Source organism: Flavobacterium sp. DSP2-3-1 (assembly GCF_049896865.1).
In the GTDB taxonomy this organism is placed as follows: Bacteria; Bacteroidota; Bacteroidia; order Flavobacteriales; family Flavobacteriaceae; genus Flavobacterium.
The window spans coordinates 100,248-122,289 of sequence record NZ_JAFCVD010000001.1; the positions used below are offsets into that span (position 1 = coordinate 100,248).

A 22,042-nucleotide genomic window follows, 5' to 3' on the forward strand; every position below is an offset into this window, starting at 1 on the left:
AACCTTACTTTTGTGAGTTATAAAAGAACTAAAATTAAAAAATGGACATAGTTATCAAGCTTTCTCAATTTTTATTGAGCTTATCATTACTGATTATACTTCACGAATTAGGACATTTCATTCCTGCTAAATTGTTTAAAACCAGAGTCGAAAAATTTTATTTGTTTTTTGATGTTAAATATTCCCTTATCAAAAAGAAAATTGGCGAAACTGAATACGGTATCGGATGGTTGCCTCTTGGCGGTTACGTCAAAATATCTGGAATGATTGACGAAAGTATGGACAAGGAACAAATGGCTTTGCCACCGCAACCATGGGAATTTCGTTCTAAACCGGCTTGGCAACGTCTGATTATTATGTTGGGAGGAGTTACCGTGAATTTTATATTGGCTTTCATCATATATATCGGAATGGCATTCGCTTATGGCGATACTTTTATTGCTAATGAAGATTTGAAAGATGGTTTATTAGTAGAAAACAAAACCATGCAAAACGTGGGTTTTAAGACTGGAGATCATATTGTTTCTGTTGATGGTGAAAAAATCGTCAAATTTGACAATGACCTTACTATGAAAGTTATCATGGCAAAAGAGGTTCTTATAGTACGAAATGGAGCGGAACAAGCGATTAAAATGCCAAATGATTTTGTAGACCAATTGTCAAAACAAGAAAAAAGTGTGTTGTTGGATATCCGAATGCCATTTGTAGTGGGAGCAGTTACAGCCGAATCAAAAAATACCGCATTACTGCCAAAGGATATTGTAGTTGCGCTTAACGGACAATCCACAAAATATTTTGACCAAGCTAAAATAGTTTTGGAGAACAACAAAAACAAAACGATACCTGCAACTATTTTAAGAGATGAGAAAGAAATTAAAGTCCCAGTTATTGTTTCTTATGATGGAAAATTAGGAATTAATGTGGGTCGTTTAGGTATGGAATCATTAGAGAAATTAGGGTATTACAAAGTAAGTAAACAAGAATTTAGCCTAGTCGAATCTATCCCGGTAGGAATTACCAGAGGAAAAGATCAATTAGTAGGTTACGGAAAACAATTAAAAATGATTTTCAGTCCAAGTACAGGTGCTTACAAACAAGTAGGTGGTTTTAAAGCAATATTTGACATTTTTCCTAATACATGGAGCTGGCAAGTTTTCTGGAATATCACTGCTTTATTATCGATAATGCTTGGTGTAATGAACTTATTGCCTATCCCGGCACTTGATGGTGGACACGTTATGTTTTTATTATATGAAATTATCAGCGGTAAAAAACCAAGCGACAAATTCCTAGAGAATGCGCAAATGGTTGGTTTCGTATTACTTATAACACTGTTATTATTTGCTAACGGAAATGATATATACAAGGCAATTGTAGGGAAGTAAAAAAAAATAAAAAAAGTTTGATTTTTATTTGCACAAACCAAATGATAGCCTATCTTTGCACCGCTTTACAAGTGAAACACACATCACAATAAAGCAATTAAAAACGTTCATTCGCATCAGAATAAAAACATACAGTTTCCTTCTTAGCTCAGTTGGTTAGAGCATCTGACTGTTAATCAGAGGGTCCTTGGTTCGAGCCCAAGAGAGGGAGCTTTTTAAAAAGACTTTACAGTGATGTAAGGTCTTTTTTGTTTTAAAGAGTTTGCTTTCATATTCGAACTCCTATTTATTTTCTACATAATTGTTTATTTTAACATATTGATTTCTTTCAAAAAATCAAAAATTAACTTATCAACTTCTGATATTTTACCTTTATCAGAATAAGTTAACCATATCATTTCTTCGATTTCCGAATCCACTTTTAGCAAACCATTATAACTTGCAGCATAACAAGTCATTTTGACAATCGTGTCTTCAGAATGCCCGTGAGCGTGTGCTTGAAATACTCCAATAAATTTTAGGGTATCTGGGATTAACACTACGCTTAATTCTTCTTTTATTTCACGACATAACGCCTGTTCGTCACTCTCAAAATTTTCTCTTTTACCTCCAGGAATATAATATTTATCTTTGCCAAAAGATTTTGTAGATAGAATTTTATTGTTTTTAATTTCAATCCAAGCGAGCTTATCAATTATTTTCATTTGTAGTGTTTTTGACATCATCTCAATGATTGCTTCCAAAATAACTAAATTCCCTACTGATAACCTCTTTTTCTATTGGCTTTTTATTAAATAATTTTCCGAGATTACTGATGAGTTTTTTAATTCAGTAAATTTGTTTTGAAAATGGAACTTAATCGCAAACTTTAAATCCAGTTGAATTACACAACTTAAACCAATTCATAAGTGGCTTATAAAAATAATATTCTGCGTTGTCACCACTATACTTGAATTAAAAAATAAAACGTATTAGGAAGTTTTTGTGTTTCTAAATTCTTCTAAAAAATACCGTAAGGCGCTGGTCCCGTTTTTAATTTAGTATTCTTTAAAATCAAAAAACAATTTTAGAACACAAAGGCACCATTGGAGATTAACTTGACATCGTCATTTATAAAATTTTAAAATTTGAATAGAATGCAAGTACACAGGCTGCCGCCAAAACATTAGATTAAAATCTCCAATTAATACTTTGGAGTTACATACAATTACAATTTTGATTTTAAGATCTTCAATGTCGTTAAAAAGAAAAAGATTAAAATTAATGATCTTAAAGTAGATCAAAACGACCAAGGTAGAATGCCTCCTATAAAATAATACTACTCTATTCAAACAGATAAAAAGTGTTATTTTTCTTTTTTAAAGTTCGATATTTACCTTTTAAAAAAATAAATTGATGATACGTAGAAGATTTATTGGTTTCGCAACTTTACTTGGAGTTGCTGGTATTATGGGCTTTGCAATACGTCCAAAGAAAAAATCATTGTTGCACCATGTGTTTTTTTGGTTAAAGAACCCACAATCCGAAGCTGATAAACAGCAATTAATTTCTGGTTTGAAAACCTTATCGGGAATTCCAGCGATTCGTCAAATTCATGTTGGGGTTTTAGCTTCAACTGAGAAACGGGAAGTTGTAGACACCTCTTGGGATGTTTCAGAACTTATGTTTTTTGATGATGAAGCCGGGCAAAAAATATACCAGGATCATCCCATTCATCAAGACTTCGTAAAGAATTGTTCTCATTTATGGAAAAAGGTCTTGGTTTATGATGCAATAGATGTGTAAATATTGAAAAAGTGGCTACGGCCAATTCAAAGAAAAATACAAATAAAACAGGGGTTTCAAGAAATATATCTTGCGACCCCTATTTTTATGCATGCTATTTTACGATAACTATGGAATCAGTCGGTCAGTACGAAGCTGTGCAAACAAATCGTAAAAGGAATCTTCGGTACGTTGAAAAACGGTAAAGCCGAGTTTGCGACTTTTAGACATATCCGTCATTACTTCTATGGGGCGTCCCAAGTCAAGATCAGTGTGCCACGGAGAAGCCAATTTAGTTAAATCAGACTCTTCAAGAGCATATTGTGTGGCGATTTTTTTCCAAACTGGAGCTTCATGTTTCATTTGTTCTTCAAGAGTATGAATTGTACCATCAAAACCTACTGCTTCAATTCCAAACGATTCCGCTAGTTTTTTCCAAAGCCATTTCCAGCGAAAAAAATCACCATTTACCACATTGAATGCTTCGTTACGAGCCGATTCAGTAGTCGAAGCCCATATTAAATGTTCCGCCAAAACTCTGGCATCGGTAACATCTGACAGTCCATTCCATTGTGCTTCTGAACCCGGCCACTGAAACGGTTTGCCTGTTTCTCTGCAAATACTGGCGAACACCGCGAGCGTAGTGCCAAGATTCATTAAGTTTCCTACCGCTTTTCCTATAATCGTATGCGGACGGTGGATGCTCCATGTAAAACCATCTCGCGCTGCAGCAACATAAACCTCATCTTCTTGTGCGTAATAAAAATTATCCAAATTGAGACGCGGTTGCTCTTCCCTCAGTGGCGTTTCCGGCAGAAATCCTTCTTTGGCGTAGGCCTCAAATGGCCCAAGATAATGTTTCAGTCCTGTAACTAGCGCCACATGTTGTACTGATTTTTTAGGAGATAATGCCTCGAGAAGGTTCCTGATCATCAAACTATTTACCCGAATGTTTTCGGCTTCAGAATCCTGACGCATCCAAGTTGTAATGTAAATGTGCGTGGGAGAAATGTTTTTTAACGCTGCTTTTAAATTTTGCAAATCTAAAAGATCTGCAGCAACAGGCTGAAGGTTTTCTATGTCTTTTCGCGGGTTTCTGGCTAAACCAAAAGTAGTCCAGCCTTTAGCAATAAGTTTTCCTGCGAGATTGCTACCCGTTATTCCGGTCGCCCCAACTACTAACGCTATATTTTCCATGTTTCTGTTTTAAAATTTTATGAATTACAAAATTCGAAAATATTCCATAAGTTACAAAGGACATACGTCACAGATAATTTGTGACCTATATCACGTTAATGCGACAAACGGCTCAAAGTTTCTCTTGAAATTCCCAGATAGGATGCTATTAAAGTTTTAGGAATGCGGTGTATCAAATCCGGGTATAATTGGATAAACTGCATGTATCGTTCCTCTGAGTTTTTGCTCATCAAAGACAGAATTCGGTTTTGAAGCGCAATATTTCCGGCAGTCATTTTTTGCAAAAAGAAGAATTCCATTTTCGGTAATTCGGCACACAATTTTTCTCTGTTTTCAAGCGTGATATAATAGGTTTGTGCGTCTTCTAAGCAATCTATATTGAGTGTGGCATTCTGTTCATTATAAAAACCTTCATTATCAGTAATCCACCAGTCTTCCTTAGCAAATTGAAGGATATGGCTCTTGCCCGATTTGTCGATATAAAAAGATTTCATGAGCCCTTTTACAACAAAATGAACGTATGGAACAGGATTCCCCTGCTGCACAATGTATTGATGTTTTTTATAGTTACCAACCAAAAAATAAGACAGTACGAATTGAAATTCATCATCCTCTAGTAGTACAATTTTCTCAATTTGTTTTCGTAAAATTTCTTCCATAGTTTCTTATATTAAAACCCGGATAAAAATACGATTAAAAAAAGAACCGTTTAAATCTATTCCTAATCTTAAATAAAAATTAAAACTCGGAAGGAAAACGCAAACAAGGCAACACGATTAGTTTACTATAATTTTTGTAAATCAATTCTGCTCTTAGAAATACTAATAAACGCTTTAACCTCAAATAATCTCGGTTATTTTAATTTAATAGAGATGCGGATCTTGTGCGTTCAGCAGAATCCATTTTTTATCACTGTTGAGTTTAAAGGTGCCAATATGTTCCTTGTTCCATTCATCAGGTCCTATCAATGATAGAAAATTTACGCCTGCGGCATCTCTGTACAAATGATAAATTTCACCAATAACGGGTTCAAATGAAAATTTAGCACTATACACCAATTCATTCCACTCGTATTCTTGCATCAACTTTTGATATTGCAGTTTGAGTTCGTTAAACTTATTTCCAAGCTCTTTATTTACATTGTCAATCCCTCTACTTTTCCAAGAAACCACATCATCAACCCTGATTACCGGGGCTCCAACATTTGTGCCGTAAGGCAGTACACTGGCATTAAAACCTTTTTCAACAGAGTATACAACATTATCTGGTTTTTTATTTTTCATCTATTTTTAATTTATATTTCCCAATTAATTACAAGTAATTAATGAGTAACGTTTCATTTATTAGTTTTAAAATCAGTTTAAAATGTTTATTCATGCAACACTTTTCTGTATCTACAACTATTCTTTTGAAAGCAAAAGTATATTTACAAATTTCAAAACGGACATTTAAAAACTGTTTTGTTTAATAATTCTGCCGCAAAGCTAAACAAATAATTTAAATCGGCAGTAAAATTTAAGCCTTGAAGAGCAATATTAATTCTGTTTCGACTTCTTGTTCCAAAATTAATAATATACTTATTTTCGATGTGTCCTAAAAAAGAATTTAATATTCAGATTTGGAAGACTATAAAAAGCTAATTGAATTCTGACAGCAAAACAGGGTTTTAAAAATTAAGATTTGTTAATTCTAAGCAAAATTAAAAACTTATTTATCTTTTTAAATCAGCTTTTACTACCTTTAAAAGATTTCTTTTTTAAAAGATTAAAAATTATACTCATGAAAAAAACAGCAATAGTTTCTCTCGCGATTCTTTCATTCCTTTCTTTCAGTTGCGATGCGCAAGTAAAATCCAATGATATTCCTATTAAAGACGAAGTAAAAAACTATACACTCCAGACTGTAGCTTCTGATATTGCAATTCCGTGGGGAATGACTTGGCTGCCTGACGGGAGCATGTTAGTTACGGAAAAAAGCGGTATATTATATCACGTCAAAAACGGTGTGAAAACGGAAATTAAAAATGTTCCCAAAGTATATACTCGCGGACAAGGCGGATTACTAGATATCGTGCTGCATCCTAATTATGCTAAAAATGGCTGGATTTACATGACGTATGCTTCCGATGAAGGGGAAGGAACTGGCGGTCACACAAAACTCATTCGAGCAAAATTATTTGACGGAAGTCTGACACAAATCGAATCGCTTTATAAAGCCACTCCAAATACCACAAAAGGACAGCATTTTGGTTCCCGAATTGTATTTGATAACGACGGATATTTGTATTTCTCTGTAGGAGAACGAGGCGAGCATTTCGTAAATCCACAAGACATCAAACGCGATGGCGGAAAAATATACCGATTAAACGATGACGGAAGTATTCCTAAAGACAATCCTTTTGTAGGCCAGACCGGAGCTAAAGAAGCAATTTACACTTATGGGAATCGCAACCCGCAAGGAATGGCAAAAAACCCTGTAACAGGAGCAATTTGGGCACATGAACACGGTCCTCAAGGTGGCGATGAAATCAATATCATAAAAAAGGGAGTCAATTACGGATGGCCAGTTGTTACTTACGGCATCGATTATGACGGAACAACCATCAGCAAAGAAAACGAAAAACCAGGCATTGAAAAGCCTATTTATTATTGGTTGCCGTCTATCGCTCCTAGCGGAATGACTTTTGTTACCAGCGACAAATATCCGGACTGGAAAGGGCATTTGTTGGTTGGTTCTTTAAAATTTCAATATCTTGAATTGCTAAAGTTGAAAGGCAATGAAGTTATCGGCAGACAAAAAATCGCAACCGACATTGGCCGTGTACGTAATGTGGCACAAGGTCCAGATGGCTATATTTATATGGGCGTAGAAGGAAAAGGAATTATTAAAATCATACCTAATTAGACTATGTTTACAACGAAATTATTTTTGGGATTTGGACTATTTGTATTGGGAAGCTTTTCTTTAGAAAACCCATTTTCTCAAAACAACTACATTGACTTGAATACTGAAACCGCAGTCGTTTCAAAATTTCAGTCACCGGGAAAAGAAATTTATGCTGATTTTTGCATGCAATGCCATGGTGCAAATGGCAAAGGAGATGGTAAAAACTTCCCTCCTCTTGCCGGTTCTGATTGGTTAAAAACCAAGAGAAATCAAAGTATCGCTGCCGTAAAATTTGGACAAAGTGGCAAAATTGTCGTCAATAAAATAACGTATAATGGCAGCATGCCTGCCATGGGACTTACGGATCAGGAAGTTGCCGATGTGATGAATTACATCATGACTTCTTGGAGTAATAAACAAACCAAAATCGTTACCGAGAAAGAAGTCGCAGCCATTAAAAAATAAAATTCGGACTTAGGATTGGTCTCTAAAAAACATAAGACACCGAAAAACCTCCATAAAAATTGGCAGGATTTCCCGGATAAAAATAGCGTGGGGAGGCAGTCCCAAAACCTACAGCATTCGGTAGAATGTTTGCTGCGTATTTAGTGTCCAATGCATTATTAACTCCAGCGTTCATCTCTGTTCTTAAGATTTTAAGAATCGTAAAAACATACGTCGTTTTGATGTCAAGCAACGAATACCGCTCACTGTATTTTGTATTGGCATCGTTTAAAGGAATTTTACCTATCGTTCGGAACGAAGTGTTGACACTAAATCCGTTTTTTGTATTTAGATCCACTCCAAAATTGAATTGTTTTTCGGGAACTCCTGTAAGTTGGTTTCCCGAATAATTCGCATTGCCATCCAAAAATTCTTTAAATTTAAAAGTATTTACCGCTCCTAAAAAATAAGGTGTAATTTGAAATTGTGTCAGCTCTAAAAGTTTATAATTTACTAAGAATTCTACTCCAGTATGGGAACTGCTGCCCGCATTAATTCCTACAAATTGATCATTGGCGGTGCGTCGTGCCACCAATAAATTTTCAATTTGTGTGGTGTAAAACGTTACTTCTGTATACACTTTATTTTTAAGCCAATTTCCTTTGAAACCCAGTTCGTAATTCCAACCTATTTCTGGTTTTAAATCGGTGTTTATTTGACCTTCCGGAGTCAATGTTTCAGCAACAGAAGGCACCGAAAATCCTTTGCTAACCGACGTAAATATGTTTTTCTCTTTGCTTACTTTATACGAAAAACCAACTCTTGGCGACCAAACATTTCCAAAAGTGAAAGGCATCTTTTGACCTCCAGAATTATTTTCGAAAACATCCTCTAACGAATATTTGGTTGTGTTAAATGCTACTCCGGTTTCCAGATGCAGTTTTTCTGAAATCCAAAGTTCCATTTGTAAAAAGTAGTTTGTGTAATTCCGGTTTTGTTTGATGGCACTAAATTCGTCGCCTTTAATACTGCCTTGACCCGGTTGCGATTGGTACAAATTTTTAAAAAGAGAATACTCGTACTTTTCAGTTAATAATTCGGTGCCAAAACTCAGTTCAAATGGCAAGGAAAACAATTGGTCTTTATAATTTACATTGGAACGAAAACCCGCGGCGTTTGTTTTTTCATCTAAAATATCAAAAGGTCTGGGTTCGTACGCATCTTTAAAATTAGAAAAAACACTGGTTTGTATAGACCATTTCTCAGAAAATTGATGATCATATCCTAACCCGAACATAAATTTGTCATACGACTCAAAACCTTGAGCGGCTGCCCAAGTAGCGGCTGCTTTCTCAGGATTATTTTTTAAATCCGTCTCATTGATAGAACTTGGAATAAAAGCTTTCAGTCGGGTGAACGTTCCTACAAATGACAAAGTGCCGGCGGAACCAATTTTTTGTTTACCATGCAGGTTCAATGATTTTCTGTTGTAAGAGCTGTTTGCTCTGAATCCGTCACTTTGTAAATCCGTAAAGCTTGTAAATACATTTGTTTGGGAATCGCTGTATCCTGCCGAAAGTCGCTGCTGCAACAACCCAAAACTTCCAAAAGTAATCGTTGATTTCCCGAATGATTCCAACAAAGGCGTTTCTCGTGAAAACAATTGGATTACACCGCCCAAACCGGAACCAAAACTAGTGGCATTTGGCCCTTTTATAATTTCAATTTTTTCGATCGATGCTAAATCAATATCATCAATCGTAGTTTCGCCTTCACCGGAAGTCAATGGAATCCCATCAAAATAGGCTTTTATTTTATTGGTACCGTATTGAGATCGGGCGCCAATACCACGAATCGTAATCCTGTTGGTATTAATAGCACCTTGCTGCATCGTAACGCCAGGGATTTTGTTTAAGACCGGAGTCAGAATAATTCCATCACTTTTATTGATGTCGGCAGTAGTAATTACTGAAACGGAAGAAGCCGTATTTTGAAGTACATTTTTGATTGGCGAACCCTTCAATGTAATTTCTGAAAGGGCAATCGTATCTTTTTTTATTTGTCCAAAAACAGCAGTCGCACTACATAAAAAAAGGAGGAAAAAAAAGGAATTTTTGAACAATTGCTTGAGTATTTGAATGAATAAAAACGTTGATAAAGTTAGCTATTTATTTTTATTTCTAAAAATCATTTTTAAACAAGAATCGATTAAAGAAAATTCTCGATTGCATGTAAGCGAAATTATATTCTGTTTTTATATTTGATGACATTAAATTGTGAAATTACATAAAGCCTTAGTTAAACCGTAAATTATATAAAAAATACCGCTTTATGACACTACTTTACATAAAAAGACGTTCTTTAAAAATCATACCTTTGTCGTTGAAACAAGAATTAAATTACCTTTAAACTTCGATATTTCTTTTAAATAAAAAAACAACATTATTTACTTATGAAAAAATTAGCACTTGCATGTATCACACTTCCTTTATTGTTGTTAAGTACTTTATCCTGCGATCGTGGCAAAGCGGCCGATACTGTGAACGGAGAAACGACAACAGAGACTAAAAAAGCGGATTCAATTGAAAAAAAGAAAGTTCTTACCATTGACACACTTGATTTCAACAAAAGAATGGTCGCTTTAAGCAACAATGACACTACCGGAAGATGGCCTGTAAAAGCGCCTTATCCTTTACCCGGCGCGTTATTACCATACAATAGAATTATTGCTTATTACGGAAATTTATATTCCACGAGAATGGGTATCTTAGGTGAACTTCCTCGTAAAGAAATGTTGGCAAAATTACAAGGCGAAGTCGCTAAATGGCAGGCAGCTGATTCTAGTGTAAAAACAATTCCCGCATTGCACTACATTGCTGTTACGGCTCAAGGCGCTCCGGGAAAAAACAACATGCACCGCTTGCGAATGCCTTTTAAACAAATTGACACTGTTATCAGTTGGGCAAAACCTATTAATGCATTAGTGTTTTTAGATATTCAGGTAGGTCACAGCACTGTTAAATCAGAAGTAGCGGAACTGGAAAAATATCTTGCCATGCCCAATGTTCATCTTGGAATTGATCCTGAATTTTCGATGAAAAACGGAGAACGTCCAGGTTCTAAAATCGGGCATTTTACTGCCTCAGACATTAATGACGCCATTGATATTTTGGCAGACATTGTGCGTAAAAATAAACTGACTCCAAAAGTATTGGTAATACACCGATTTACACAAGGTATGGTGAAAAACTACAAAGAAATCAAAACCGTACCCGAAGTACAAATCGTAATGGATATGGATGGTTTTGGAAGCAAGGTATTAAAAAAAGATTCTTACGTAAGTTATATTTATAGAGAACCTGTACAATTTGCCGGTTTTAAATTGTTTTATAAAAATGACAATAAAAATGATTGGAAAATGTATAGTCCTGAAGAATTAGTAAAATTCACTCCAAAACCAATTTACATTCAGTACCAATAATTACGATTCAACTTATGAAAAATATTCTTTATTCCGTTTTCATTGGATTATTTTTATTGGTGGGATGTCAATCAGAAACGCGTAAAATAGTTCCTGAAGTCCCTCTTGTCGCTGCTCCTGCAAAAATTGTTACTCCAAAAAAAGTAGCTGCAGATGCCGCGACCATTCTTTCGAAAAAAGAAGTACCCATTTTATGTTATCATAACATAAGGGATTTTAGCGCCAGTGCGAGTGGAAACGTGAAGGTATATACCGTAAAACCTCCTGCTTTTGCAGAACAAATGAAAACGTTAGCTGATGCAGGCTACCACACCATCTTGCCGGTACAATTGTATAATTATTTAGTTTTTGATGGCCCATTACCTGAAAAACCAATCATGATTACCTTTGATGATACCAGAGAAGAACAATTCAGTATTGGCGCAGCCGAGATGAAAAAATACGGTTTCAAAGGGGTGTTTTTTATTATGACAGTTTCTATTAACCGTCCCGGATATATGAGCAAAGAGCAAATCAAAAGCTTGTCTGACGACGGGCATGTGGTAGGCGCACATACTTGGGATCATCACATGGTAACAAAATATACCGGAGACGACTGGAATACCCAATTGGTTAAACCAAAAGCAAAACTGGAGGAAATCGTAGGGAAACCAGTACCCGATTTTGCCTATCCGTTTGGGTTATGGAATACCGAGGCGATCCCTGAAATAAAAAAGAGTGGTTATAAAATGGCTTATATTTTAGCTACCAAAAGAGATCCTGTTGATCCATTGTACACTATCAGACGTATTATAGTTTCGGGAACTTGGTCTATTGAAGGAACAATGAAGGCTATAAATTCTTCGTTTACTAAAGCTGAATAGCATTTTAAACCGATTCTAAATTTGCATTTGTTTTTGGAAATTAAAGCAACTGTACGACTTATAAATTAACAATATAACCGTTGAAAAGATTCGTTGCACAACTTTTTTTGCTTTAGTTTTAAAGAGTTTCTTAACTAAAATATCGGTCATAAAAAAAGCACTATAGTATTCCAAGGAATATAATAGTGCTTTTTTTATTTAAAATAACTGTCTTTATCTTGGTGACAACCAACCTTCAGGATTGTTGTACGTTGTGTTTTGAAGGATTAAGAATTTAATTATCGTTTTACCTGTTTCACCGTTGGTTCTTACTTTTCCAAGGCTTTGCTTTATACTTACTTTATCTCCTTTGCTAACATTCACGGAACTTAAATTTTGATAAACCGTGAAGTAATCCCCGTGTTGTATCATTACCGCTTTGTTTACAGGTGACAATACAATAACGCTGGTAACTTCTCCTCCAAAAACGGCTCTTGCATTTGCGCCTTTGTCTGTAGTGATTTCTACACCGCTATTGTGCACGGTTATCGTATTGAATAAAGGATGTGTTTGGTTTCCGTATCCTAATGACACGTATCCTTTTTCAACCGGATAAGGCAATCTTCCTCTGTTAGCTCTAAAATTATCCGCTATTATTTTAGATTCAGGGGTCAGTTCAATTTTAGATGATGATACCGCAGCTTTAGAAACTGGAGCACTCGGATTAGCTTTCGCTTTTTCTAGAGCCGCTTTCCTGTTGGCTGCAGCAATAGCTTCGCGTATTAGTTTATTGATTTGTCTGTCAATCGTTCTGTATTCCTGTTGTTTTTTCTTGATTTCTTTAGCAATCTTATTTTTATCTTTTTTGATAACGCTTACTAACTTCAATTGCTCTTGTTTTTCCTTTTCTAAAGACAAACGTTCTTTTTGGTTTTCAGCAATCAGTTTTTGTTTTGCTGTTTTTTGTACATCTAGTTTTTGATTAAAATCTGTAAGCTTATTTGTTTTTGTTTTTATTTCTTCTCCCTGCATTTTTCTGTAGCTGGTATATTGTTTCATATACTGCGCTCTTTTATATGCCTGCAAAAAGTTTTCAGACGATAACAAGAACATCGCTCTGCTTTCTGATGAACGGCTTTTATATGATTTCACAATCATCTTAGCATAATCTTCCTTAAGTTCAGCTAATTCTTTTTTCAATTTATTGATTTGAACCTGATTAATATACATGTCATTATTCAGCAATTTGGTTTGCTTTTCAGTAGTGTTTATTAATTTTTCCTTCAGCTTTATTTTGGTGCTTTGAATGACAATTACGTTAACAACAGATTTTTCTTTTTTCTTTACAGATTGTAATAACTTTTCATTTTCTCGAATTTCTTTTTGAATTTGAGCTTTACGTTCTTCTAATTTTTCTTGTTGAGATTCCTGACTCCACAGTAATGAAGTCATACAGATAAAAATTAGGCTTAGGAGAAATTTTGGCATATCGAAAAAATATTTTTGCTAATTTACTTAATTATAATTCTTTTGTACCCATTTGGAACACTATAAGGAAAAGAAAGTTCTTCATTGAAAGTTACTGAGTTGTATTCGAGATTAATTTCGGTATTTCCTTTCTTCTGAAATGTATTTATTAAAACGCTTGTTGGCAATGTAGCCTGATTGTATACTTTGTTGTCAGCATATGCTACTTTGATCATTCGCTCTTCAGCAGTTTGCGTGATTTCCTGTTTTTGAACCAAGAATTTATCGGCATCCAAAAAGAATGATTTTTTGGTATTTTTATTTGATGTATCATCCAATCGATACGTTTGTTCCAATAATGACTCTAAATATTTTCCTTTTGTCAAATCATCAATTGCCTGGCCTAATAACATGTTCTGGATTTTATTATAATCTAAATCCGTTCCTAGCCATTGGCTTAAAGTACTGAAATCACCATCAAAATATTTCCCGTTTATCTTTTCGTAATAGCTTACTGTAGTGGGAGTAATTAATGCTTTTGCCATTGTAATTCCCAAGAAACGGATGCTTACCAAAATCTGTTCGTCTTTCTTTATTTTGATTTCAGCGGTAACATTTTGCGTTTGTTTGTCATCAGAATAACGGGCGTTTGACTTAATGTATAATGTAGAAAATTCATTTTTATTGTTGTAGTGATTTTCTATTATTTTTTTGGCCGTCATGTATCCTGCCCCCATGACAGGCTCATTACTTGCTGCGACGGCAATAGCTTTCGATTTGCACGATACCATAAAAACAGTAAGTAGTACTAGTATTGAAATTTTTTTCATTATTTTTTTTCTTTTAATAATTGATTGGCTTTAGAGAAAAACAAGTCTTTTTTCTTGAAATCTCCCAAACCATTGTACGCTTCTCCAAGCTGGATATTGAAATTTATTTCCAATTCCTTATTCTCCACTACATAATCCATGCCCATTTCTAATAAATCTTTCGCTTTTTTAAATTGTTGGAGCTGATTGTTAGCCAAACCGGCATAATAATAAAATTGCGGTTGTGTTGGAAAAGTCTCTACTAGCGCCAACGATTTTTTGGCTACTGCATCAAATTGTTTCATCTCTGTATGCGCTTGAAGCAAAAGTAAATTCGTTTCTACAGCATCTCCTATTCCCTTGCTTGTCGATTTTTCATAATAAATAATAGCTTTTTCCCATTGTTTTTTAGTGTGGAAAAACTTCCCTATTTCTTTGGCTACATCTACCGAAGAATCATTGTCAAAATAGTTCACAGCTTTCTCTAAATCAGGCGAATATTGCGGATTCTTATCGGTGAAAATCAGAAACTCATTCAGAATTCTATGTTTAATTTTCGAATCTATTTTGGAACTGGCCAAAACGACATTCATCGCTTTTATCGCTTTTGGTGCGTCATTGGCATCCAAATAATTCTTGAATAAACTCACTTGCGCCCATTCCGAATCTGGAATTGCTTTTTCCAGTTTTTTGACGGTTTCAAAAGCTTTTGTTTCTTCATTGTTTTTGGAATACAAAAATATTAAACTAATATAATTGAACTCATCCTGTGGATTTTTAGCAATTAGATCTTCCAGATTGGTAATCTCCATATTTTGAAATTTCCCTACTGATAAAATCTGACTTTTGTATAATTCCCTTCGGTCCGTTTTTCCATAGGTTTCATTTAATTCCTGAATCAACGCGAGTGCTTTTTCATACTGATTGGTCCCCATGTATAGTGAGGTCAAATCTTCTTTGTACTTTGGATCAAATTCAATCAACTTGCTGATGACGGTAATTCCTTGAGTGAAATTTTTAGTCTCGTAACTCACGTCATACATTCCTATCCAGAACCATTTATTTTTTGGATCTATTTTAGTGGCGTTTTCAAAGTAATTATAGGCACTCTTATACTCTTTTAATGCTAAATAATTCTTTCCCAATTCATAATAAACAGTTGCATCGTTCGGTTTTATTTTATTGGCTTTATCTAAAGCAATTATCGCTTTATCATAATTTTCAATTCCTTTCTGAAGCAAGGATTCATAAAAAAGTTCTTGAAACTGATCCGTATCGAGCTTGATTTCTTCAGGTTCCGTTTGTGCCCACAGCAAAGCAGGAAATAATGAAATTCCTAAAATATACAGTATGAAAGCGTTGTTTTTCATGTTTTTATTTAAACCGAAATAGCTAAAATTTTTATAAAAAACTATATTATTTTTTTTAGACACCGATTCACAGATTAAAAAAAAAGTAATCTATGAATATGTGCGGAACTTTATTCTAAAACCGAATAATCACCAATGCTAATGCTTGAAAAATTACCGTCAAAACTGGCGTGATTTCCAATCATTGCGTTTTCTAAATTTGCGTTTTTGATGTGAGAGTGTGTTTGTATTAAACTGTTTTTTACGGTACTGTTTTGAACATGACATCCATCACCTAAAGATACATTTGGTCCAACAGTTGCGTTTATCAAAATTACATTTTTACCGATATAACAAGGCGGAATTATGGTTGAATTTTCTAATTTGACATCAAAGTCCACTAAATGTTCGCCATCATTATGCAAGAATCCTAACATTCTGGAATTCGTTTCAATGGTTACATTTTTATTACCGCAATCCATCCATTCGTCTACTTTACCCGGAACAAATTTCATGCCTTTGGCCATCATTTGCTTGATCCCGTCATTTATTTGATATTCACCACCGTGGATAATGTTGTTGTCTAATACTAATTGTAATTCGTTTTTTAGCACTGCAACATCTTTAAAATAGTAAATTCCAATTACGGCAAGGTCAGATACAAAAGTTGCCGGTTTCTCCACTAATTCTACTATTTCATTCGCTTCATTCAGTTTTACAACACCAAACGCTTCTGGTTGATCTACTTGTTTTACCCATATCACACTGTCCGCATTTTTATCTAAATCGAAATCGGCACGTATTAGCGTATCTGCGTAAGCAATAACCGCAGGACCGCTCAAAGAATCTTTGGCACACATAATAGCATGACCGGTTCCTAACGCTTCATTTTGGTAATAAATAGTGCCTTTGGCGCCTAATTTTTGCGCGATAGCAAGTAGTTCCTCTTCTACTTTTTTACCAAAACTTTCATGAATAATAAAGGCAACTTCTTCAATATCTTGATTCAACACTCCGGCAATATCCTCCACTAGACGGTGAACAATTGGTTTTCCGGCAACAGGAATTAATGGCTTAGGAATGGTTAATGTATGTGGGCGAAGACGTGAGCCACGACCGGCCATTGGGACAATTATTTTCATATTATTTTATATTAATGGATTAAAAAATTAGAATTAAAAATCTTTGAATTTTCCAATCTTTGAATTATTTAATTAATTTATTTTACTCCCGTACTTCCAAAACCGCCTTCTCCTCTTGACGTTTCTGTTAGCTCTTGTACTTCAATCCACTGCGCACGTTCGTGTTTTGCGATGATGAGCTGTGCAATGCGTTCTCCGGTTTCAATAACGAAATCTTCGTTGGATAAATTTACTAAAATTACACCAATTTCACCACGATAATCGGCATCAACTGTTCCAGGAGAATTCAGAACCGTAATTCCTTTTTTGGCGGCCAAACCACTTCTCGGACGTACTTGTGCTTCATAACCTATGGGCAATTCAATGAAAAGACCTGTTTTTACAATGGCTCTTTCCAGTGGCTTTAAAATAATAGATTCAGTTAAATTGGCTCGTAAGTCCATTCCTGCAGAGGCTATGGTTTCATAGTTAGGCAAGGCATGTTGTGATTTGTTGATTATGTTTACTGTCATTGTTTTTTATTTAAAATATGGAAGTAGGAGCAACAAGTCGCGACTTGTCCCTACATGATCTTTCGTATTGTTTTAGATTTTTTTTAGCCCTGATAGCAGTGGAAATCCTTTTCCTTTTTTCTTTAAAAAGGAAAAGATTACTTCACTATACTTTTATTTTCATTTGAGTTCAGTGAATTTCATTTGCAGCGAATAGCAGGAAATAGCTCCTAAAAACTAGATTCTAATTCTTTTTTCGATTCAATATTTTGATTAATAATTTTTTTTCATTGTGGTATATAAAATACATAAATACCAGTAATAACGTGATTCCTACGTAATAATTCTCTCTGAAACCATAAAAGGAAACTGCCGAAAATCCTACTGAAATCAATAGATACATGAAAATTTTATTCGTATCATACGGAATAGGATAATATTTATTCCCGAAATAGTAGGAAATACACATCATGCTTCCGTACGCCGCAATCGTGGCAATTGCCGACCCGTAATAACTCATTGTTGGGATCAGTAGGTAATTTAACGCGAGTGTGATTATGGCCCCTACTATGGAAATATAGGCGCCAATATGTGTTTTGTCGATCAGTTTGTACCAAACGGAAAGATTGGTGTAAATTCCTAAGAAGAAGTTGGCCAGAATAATCAGCGGCACTACTTTCATGGCTTCCCAATAGGACTCATCCCTGATCATAATAACTTTGAGCACATCGGCAAAAACGATGACGGACAGTAATATAAAAGAGCCAAAAATGACAAAATATTTGGTAATTGTAGCGTAGGTTTGTGGCGCTTCCTGACTATCCGAGTGGCTAAAAAAGAAGGGTTCGATTCCCAAAGTATAGGCAGTTCGGTACAAAACCATGAACAATCCAAGTTTGTAGCAGGCGTTATACACTCCCACTTCGGCATCAGCAATGTCAGGAGGCAATAAGTATCCCAATAAAATTTTGTCAAATTGGTCGTTGATGGCAAATGCTATTCCGGCCACCATAACAGGCATACCGTATTGCATCATTCGTTTCCAAAGCGAATAATCAAAATGCCATTTCAATATAAAGTAATTGGGTGACAACACTATAAAGGTCAGTAGACTGGCAATTAAATTAGACACAAAAATATAGCCTATCTGAAAATCTTCCAAGTAAAAAGAACCTAAAAAACTATCCGGATTCGATTGTGAAATCACCGGCAAATAACTCAAAAAGAAAAGGTTCAGAAACAAATTGACAGCTACATTTCCTATTTTGATTATGGCGTATTTTATCGGTTGTTGATTGACCCTTAATTTAGAAAAAGGAACAATCACCAAAGCGTCGAGCACTAAAATCCAGATGTTATACGTAATAAATTGCGCGTCAATTCCAGCCCAAACGGCTAATTTATTGCGGAATAATAATGCTATGAATAGAAACGAAATGGAAGTCCAAAAAAGCGAAACGGATGTGGTTTCTACTACTGATTTCTTGTCTGTTTCTTTATTGTAAAATCTAAAAAAAGCGGTTTCCATTCCGTACGCAAGAATGACATTAAAAAAAATCATGCCGGCAAAAATGATCGAAACCTTTCCGTATGCTGCTTTTGGCAATAAATCAGTGTATAAAGGCACCAATAAAAAACTGAACATTCGGGGGATGACCGTTGCCAATCCGTAAATGGCAGTCTGTTTAAAAAGATTTTTATATAATCCCAAAATGGTGTTTTTATTAAAATTAAAAAGCCAAAAATAACTAATTCTTTGGTTTAATCCATTGAAGTGAATGTTTGTTTTGAAAGAGAACAATCAAAAACAAAAGCTTTTCTATTGCGCAATTACCGCAATGGCTTTTCTATGAGGTTGGTTATTTTAAAGAACTGGGTTTTATTGTCTTTCTTGTATTTCAAAATTGCTTCATTGGGTTTCAAATCAAATTTAGATTTTTTAATTACGGGCCCTTTATTGCCGTATTCCTTGGCAGGATTACTATCCAAAATTAAATCTTCTTTTTTATTACGTTGATAAAAATGTGCTACAAAGGTGTTTTTAGTGATTTTTTCAACCGGAGATTCTTGATTGTGAAAATAGATTTTCTCCAATTTGATGTTTGTCGCAAGCGGTTTTTTAAATTCGATATAAAAATGAGTACCGCTATTTTCGTTGCCATTCTGCATTTTCTGATAAAAAGCAGACTGGATTTCTTGAGGAAATTCTGTTTGAAGTTCTTGTTTCGTGGCACAAAAAGTAAGGCTGATAGCGGTGATAAATAAGGCGCCAATGGATTTATATCTTTTCATAATTTTTAATTTAACTTAATCCTTCTTCATTTAAAATCTTAAGAAAGTGAAACCCTTTTGGCACATAACCTTGGTTGTAATAAAAGCGATGTGCGGTGAAATTTCCGGTAAAGGCATCTAAAACGATCATGGTACAACCAGTTTCCTTCGCCAATACATCAACATAATCCGTCATCATTTTGCCCAATCCTTTGGAACGGTGATCCGGGTGCACAATAAAATTATCAATCTCGATGTATTTTCCCGACCAAAGTTTTGTTCCCGACCAAAACCCGGAAACCGCCACACAAACCTCATTTTCAAAAACGGCTACCTGCTTGTAATTATGCGGAATCATCTCCGTAAGATACGATTGGTATTTTTCTACCGTAAATGTGGGATATAAAAATCGCATTACTTCAATGTTTTCAAGCATTTCTTCTACTGTGCTGAGTTCTCTTAATTGTATTTTCATGTTTATTTTTCAAAAACGTAAAATTAAAGAAAAAAAGAATGGTTTGAAAGAATTGAAATTATCATTTTTCTGAAAGACAATACGATCCTTATTTTCTAAAAAAAATGAATTACTTTCTTTTTTTAAATAACATATTGAAATTCACGGAATTCGAACACGAAATTCCGCGAATTCCGATAACAAGTATTTGTGTAAGAATTTTTATCGCTCTAGTTTTGGGAACAGAAAATCAAACAAGTTTTTAGTAAGACGTTATTGAAAGTAAATTTGATTTGAAAAAATTTATTATTCACGATTTAAGAGATATTCATTATTCTTCGATCTCGCCACAAACAATTTAAAGTTTTAATAAAACTAATTTAAAAAACATGAAAAAAAAATTATTTAAACCGTTTGCATGGCTCACGTGCATAACCATTCTAACCAGCAGTTGTAGTGGTGAAGAACCTACAACACCTCAAACGCAAAATTTAATAAACACAGAAATTCCATTTTCATCAATGAACATGGATGAAAATGGACAATTAAAAATGAAATTTGCGGAATCACTTGCTAATGCATTAGTTGCTAATCAAGATTTACGACGGTTAGTAAAAGAAGAAGCCTTAAAGAAATTTGACAAGGACTATGATGTAATGTATCAATTGGTAAAAAACAAAAGTATTACACCAATTGATTATAACGGGAAAAGTAATGGGAAAATTGACAAAAGTATCTTAATTAAATCTTCTCAAGCTACTACTTTTAGAAATGCTATTCTTCCTTTTTTTAAAAATGAAGCAGAGTTAATTGAAATTGAACAAAAATTACCCCTGTTAACTATATTTGTTCCTGAATTGCCATTAGGCTACTTTTCGGCAGAAACATGGGATGTAAATGATGAAAACCAAGTTCCTGAAGTCGCGTTTCGATTAAACACCTCTAATGATATTCCTGTTATTGGTAAAGATGGAAATAAATACGTAATTGAAGCCGAATTAACTCCAGGATTTCCTATTATCGTAATTAAAGAAAATGAAAGATTGAGGGTGAAACAAAATAAAAACAGAACAAACAAAAATACAAAACTGGCAAATGTTGATTTTGAAAATTTTGAGTTTATTGATGAAAATTTTGATCCAAATGCTTCAAACCCTAACCCGCCCATTGTTAATAATTCGTCCATAGATGAGCGTTTAATTGATGCATATAATTTTTGGAACAATAACGATGGTTGGCAAAGAGACTATATCTACCATGGACTAACAACAACCAATACTACAGGTCCGCTAACAAGAAATTATGCGGAACACATTACGTCATTTAGGTTAGCAGGCGATCCTAAAGTTGCTTTTAATTACATTTCAATTAATAGTTCACCAGGTGATCCAGATCCACAGCAGGTTAGTGATTATAGAATCAATAGATCATCAGGATGGACAGATGGAGACTTTGAATTTAATGTCTATTGTTACTTTGGCTCTAAGTCTAATGATACAGGAGAAGCCAAAATAAAAACCTTTGGCTTAAAACCTGACGATTTATTTTCAATGAGTTATTCCTCATATACTACTGGCACATGGTTTTGGAGGAAAACTTTCATTAGGACCGAGATCGTTGCTACAAAACAAATAGATTTCCTTGATCCAAAATATAATCTTAAGTTACAGCTCGAGGTATGGGATCTTTCAAAATACGGTGCTGATTGGCAATTTAAATTTGAAGAATACGATACAACCGTGAAACAGAATATAGGCGAATCGCAATCGACTAAAATAACCGCAAATGTGAATGGCGAATTGTCAGGAACTCTTTTTGAAATTCTTAAAGTAGGACTGAAATGGGGTGTCACTAAAGAAGTAACAAAGACTAATACATACAACATGGAGTTTACAACCACCAGTAATCCTTTGGGAAGTTCAATTGTTTCATTCTATGATAACGCTATAAATAAAAACCCGACTACTGGCGTATTTATCTCCCGAACCTACTCAACTGGAAGAGTTGAGTTTAGCATAATGCCAACACGAGTACAATGGTAAAAAAAATAATTACAATCC

20 protein-coding genes and 1 tRNA gene are annotated in these 22,042 nt (G+C 34.6%); 8 read left to right on the forward strand and 13 right to left on the reverse strand.

Features of this window, described 5'->3' with window-relative positions; genetic code table 11:
- Nucleotides 1-41: 41 nt before the first annotated feature.
- On the forward strand, nucleotides 42-1,385 hold the full coding sequence (rseP, locus tag ACP7AT_RS00470; protein WP_426062410.1) for an RIP metalloprotease RseP: 1,344 nt from the start codon (nucleotides 42-44) through the stop codon (nucleotides 1,383-1,385).
- A gap of 137 nt (nucleotides 1,386-1,522) precedes the next feature.
- Nucleotides 1,523-1,596: transfer RNA gene (locus tag ACP7AT_RS00475), tRNA-Asn, on the forward strand.
- A gap of 94 nt (nucleotides 1,597-1,690) precedes the next feature.
- Here the strand turns inward: ACP7AT_RS00475 and ACP7AT_RS00480 are convergent.
- Nucleotides 1,691-2,089, reverse strand: a complete 399-nt coding sequence (locus ACP7AT_RS00480; RefSeq protein ID WP_426062411.1) for an NUDIX hydrolase — start codon at nucleotides 2,087-2,089, stop codon at nucleotides 1,691-1,693.
- Between the two features lie 691 nt (nucleotides 2,090-2,780).
- Here ACP7AT_RS00480 and ACP7AT_RS00485 point away from each other — a divergent pair.
- Nucleotides 2,781-3,170, forward strand: a complete 390-nt coding sequence (locus ACP7AT_RS00485) for a Dabb family protein (protein ID WP_426062412.1) — start codon at nucleotides 2,781-2,783, stop codon at nucleotides 3,168-3,170.
- Nucleotides 3,171-3,278: 108 nt separating this feature from the next.
- On the opposite strand, the gene ACP7AT_RS00490 is transcribed toward ACP7AT_RS00485, so the two are convergent.
- The 3 genes from ACP7AT_RS00490 to ACP7AT_RS00500 form a co-directional block, all read right to left on the reverse strand.
- Complete coding sequence (locus ACP7AT_RS00490) at nucleotides 3,279-4,346, reverse strand: SDR family oxidoreductase (protein WP_426062413.1); 1,068 nt, start codon at nucleotides 4,344-4,346, stop codon at nucleotides 3,279-3,281.
- A gap of 95 nt (nucleotides 4,347-4,441) precedes the next feature.
- Nucleotides 4,442-5,005 carry a Crp/Fnr family transcriptional regulator gene (locus ACP7AT_RS00495; protein ID WP_426062414.1) on the reverse strand — a complete coding sequence of 188 codons (564 nt, stop codon included), beginning with the start codon at nucleotides 5,003-5,005 and terminating at the stop codon, nucleotides 4,442-4,444.
- A 204-nt stretch (nucleotides 5,006-5,209) separates the two neighbouring features.
- Nucleotides 5,210-5,629, reverse strand: coding sequence for a DUF2452 domain-containing protein (locus tag ACP7AT_RS00500; RefSeq protein WP_426062415.1), 420 nt, complete (start codon nucleotides 5,627-5,629; stop codon nucleotides 5,210-5,212).
- A gap of 496 nt (nucleotides 5,630-6,125) precedes the next feature.
- On the opposite strand from ACP7AT_RS00500, the gene ACP7AT_RS00505 reads away from it, so the two are divergent.
- Nucleotides 6,126-7,250 (forward strand): PQQ-dependent sugar dehydrogenase, encoded by a 1,125-nt coding sequence (locus tag ACP7AT_RS00505; RefSeq protein ID WP_426062416.1) that lies wholly within the window; start codon nucleotides 6,126-6,128, stop codon nucleotides 7,248-7,250.
- A 3-nt stretch (nucleotides 7,251-7,253) separates the two neighbouring features.
- Complete coding sequence (locus ACP7AT_RS00510; protein WP_426062417.1) at nucleotides 7,254-7,697, forward strand: c-type cytochrome; 444 nt, start codon at nucleotides 7,254-7,256, stop codon at nucleotides 7,695-7,697.
- Between the two features lie 22 nt (nucleotides 7,698-7,719).
- Here the strand turns inward: ACP7AT_RS00510 and ACP7AT_RS00515 are convergent, their stop codons facing one another.
- Nucleotides 7,720-9,798: a TonB-dependent receptor family protein gene (locus ACP7AT_RS00515; RefSeq protein WP_426062418.1), complete on the reverse strand. Its 2,079-nt coding sequence runs from the start codon at nucleotides 9,796-9,798 to the stop codon at nucleotides 7,720-7,722.
- Between the two features lie 330 nt (nucleotides 9,799-10,128).
- On the opposite strand from ACP7AT_RS00515, the gene ACP7AT_RS00520 reads away from it, so the two are divergent.
- On the forward strand, nucleotides 10,129-11,157 hold the full coding sequence (locus ACP7AT_RS00520; protein ID WP_426062419.1) for a hypothetical protein: 1,029 nt from the start codon (nucleotides 10,129-10,131) through the stop codon (nucleotides 11,155-11,157).
- 14 nt (nucleotides 11,158-11,171) lie between these two features.
- Nucleotides 11,172-12,020, forward strand: coding sequence for a polysaccharide deacetylase family protein (locus tag ACP7AT_RS00525; RefSeq protein WP_426062420.1), 849 nt, complete (start codon nucleotides 11,172-11,174; stop codon nucleotides 12,018-12,020).
- Between the two features lie 213 nt (nucleotides 12,021-12,233).
- Here ACP7AT_RS00525 and ACP7AT_RS00530 read toward each other — a convergent pair whose 3' ends face one another.
- The 8 genes from ACP7AT_RS00530 to ACP7AT_RS00565 all read right to left on the reverse strand — a co-directional run bounded on the left by ACP7AT_RS00530 (nucleotide 12,234) and on the right by ACP7AT_RS00565 (nucleotide 20,003).
- Complete coding sequence (locus ACP7AT_RS00530) at nucleotides 12,234-13,451, reverse strand: murein hydrolase activator EnvC family protein (RefSeq protein ID WP_426062421.1); 1,218 nt, start codon at nucleotides 13,449-13,451, stop codon at nucleotides 12,234-12,236.
- 59 nt (nucleotides 13,452-13,510) lie between these two features.
- A complete protein-coding gene (locus ACP7AT_RS00535) occupies nucleotides 13,511-14,296 on the reverse strand; it encodes a DUF4292 domain-containing protein (protein ID WP_426062422.1) in 786 nt (261 codons plus the stop codon).
- Nucleotides 14,296-15,645, reverse strand: coding sequence for a tetratricopeptide repeat protein (locus tag ACP7AT_RS00540; RefSeq protein ID WP_426062423.1), 1,350 nt, complete (start codon nucleotides 15,643-15,645; stop codon nucleotides 14,296-14,298). The genes ACP7AT_RS00535 and ACP7AT_RS00540 overlap by 1 nt, the downstream gene beginning before the upstream one ends.
- 110 nt (nucleotides 15,646-15,755) lie before the next feature.
- Nucleotides 15,756-16,766: a sugar phosphate nucleotidyltransferase gene (locus ACP7AT_RS00545; RefSeq protein WP_426062424.1), complete on the reverse strand. Its 1,011-nt coding sequence runs from the start codon at nucleotides 16,764-16,766 to the stop codon at nucleotides 15,756-15,758.
- A 77-nt stretch (nucleotides 16,767-16,843) separates the two neighbouring features.
- A complete protein-coding gene (gene dut, locus ACP7AT_RS00550; RefSeq protein WP_426062425.1) occupies nucleotides 16,844-17,278 on the reverse strand; it encodes a dUTP diphosphatase in 435 nt (144 codons plus the stop codon).
- 223 nt (nucleotides 17,279-17,501) lie between these two features.
- Nucleotides 17,502-18,968, reverse strand: coding sequence for a lipopolysaccharide biosynthesis protein (locus tag ACP7AT_RS00555; protein WP_426062426.1), 1,467 nt, complete (start codon nucleotides 18,966-18,968; stop codon nucleotides 17,502-17,504).
- 119 nt (nucleotides 18,969-19,087) lie between these two features.
- Complete coding sequence (locus ACP7AT_RS00560) at nucleotides 19,088-19,549, reverse strand: hypothetical protein (RefSeq protein ID WP_426062427.1); 462 nt, start codon at nucleotides 19,547-19,549, stop codon at nucleotides 19,088-19,090.
- 10 nt (nucleotides 19,550-19,559) lie between these two features.
- On the reverse strand, nucleotides 19,560-20,003 hold the full coding sequence (locus ACP7AT_RS00565) for a GNAT family N-acetyltransferase (RefSeq protein ID WP_426062428.1): 444 nt from the start codon (nucleotides 20,001-20,003) through the stop codon (nucleotides 19,560-19,562).
- Between the two features lie 368 nt (nucleotides 20,004-20,371).
- Here ACP7AT_RS00565 and ACP7AT_RS00570 point away from each other — a divergent pair, with 368 nt between their 5' ends.
- On the forward strand, nucleotides 20,372-22,024 hold the full coding sequence (locus ACP7AT_RS00570) for a hypothetical protein (protein ID WP_426062429.1): 1,653 nt from the start codon (nucleotides 20,372-20,374) through the stop codon (nucleotides 22,022-22,024).
- The last annotated feature ends 18 nt before the right edge of the window (nucleotides 22,025-22,042 follow it).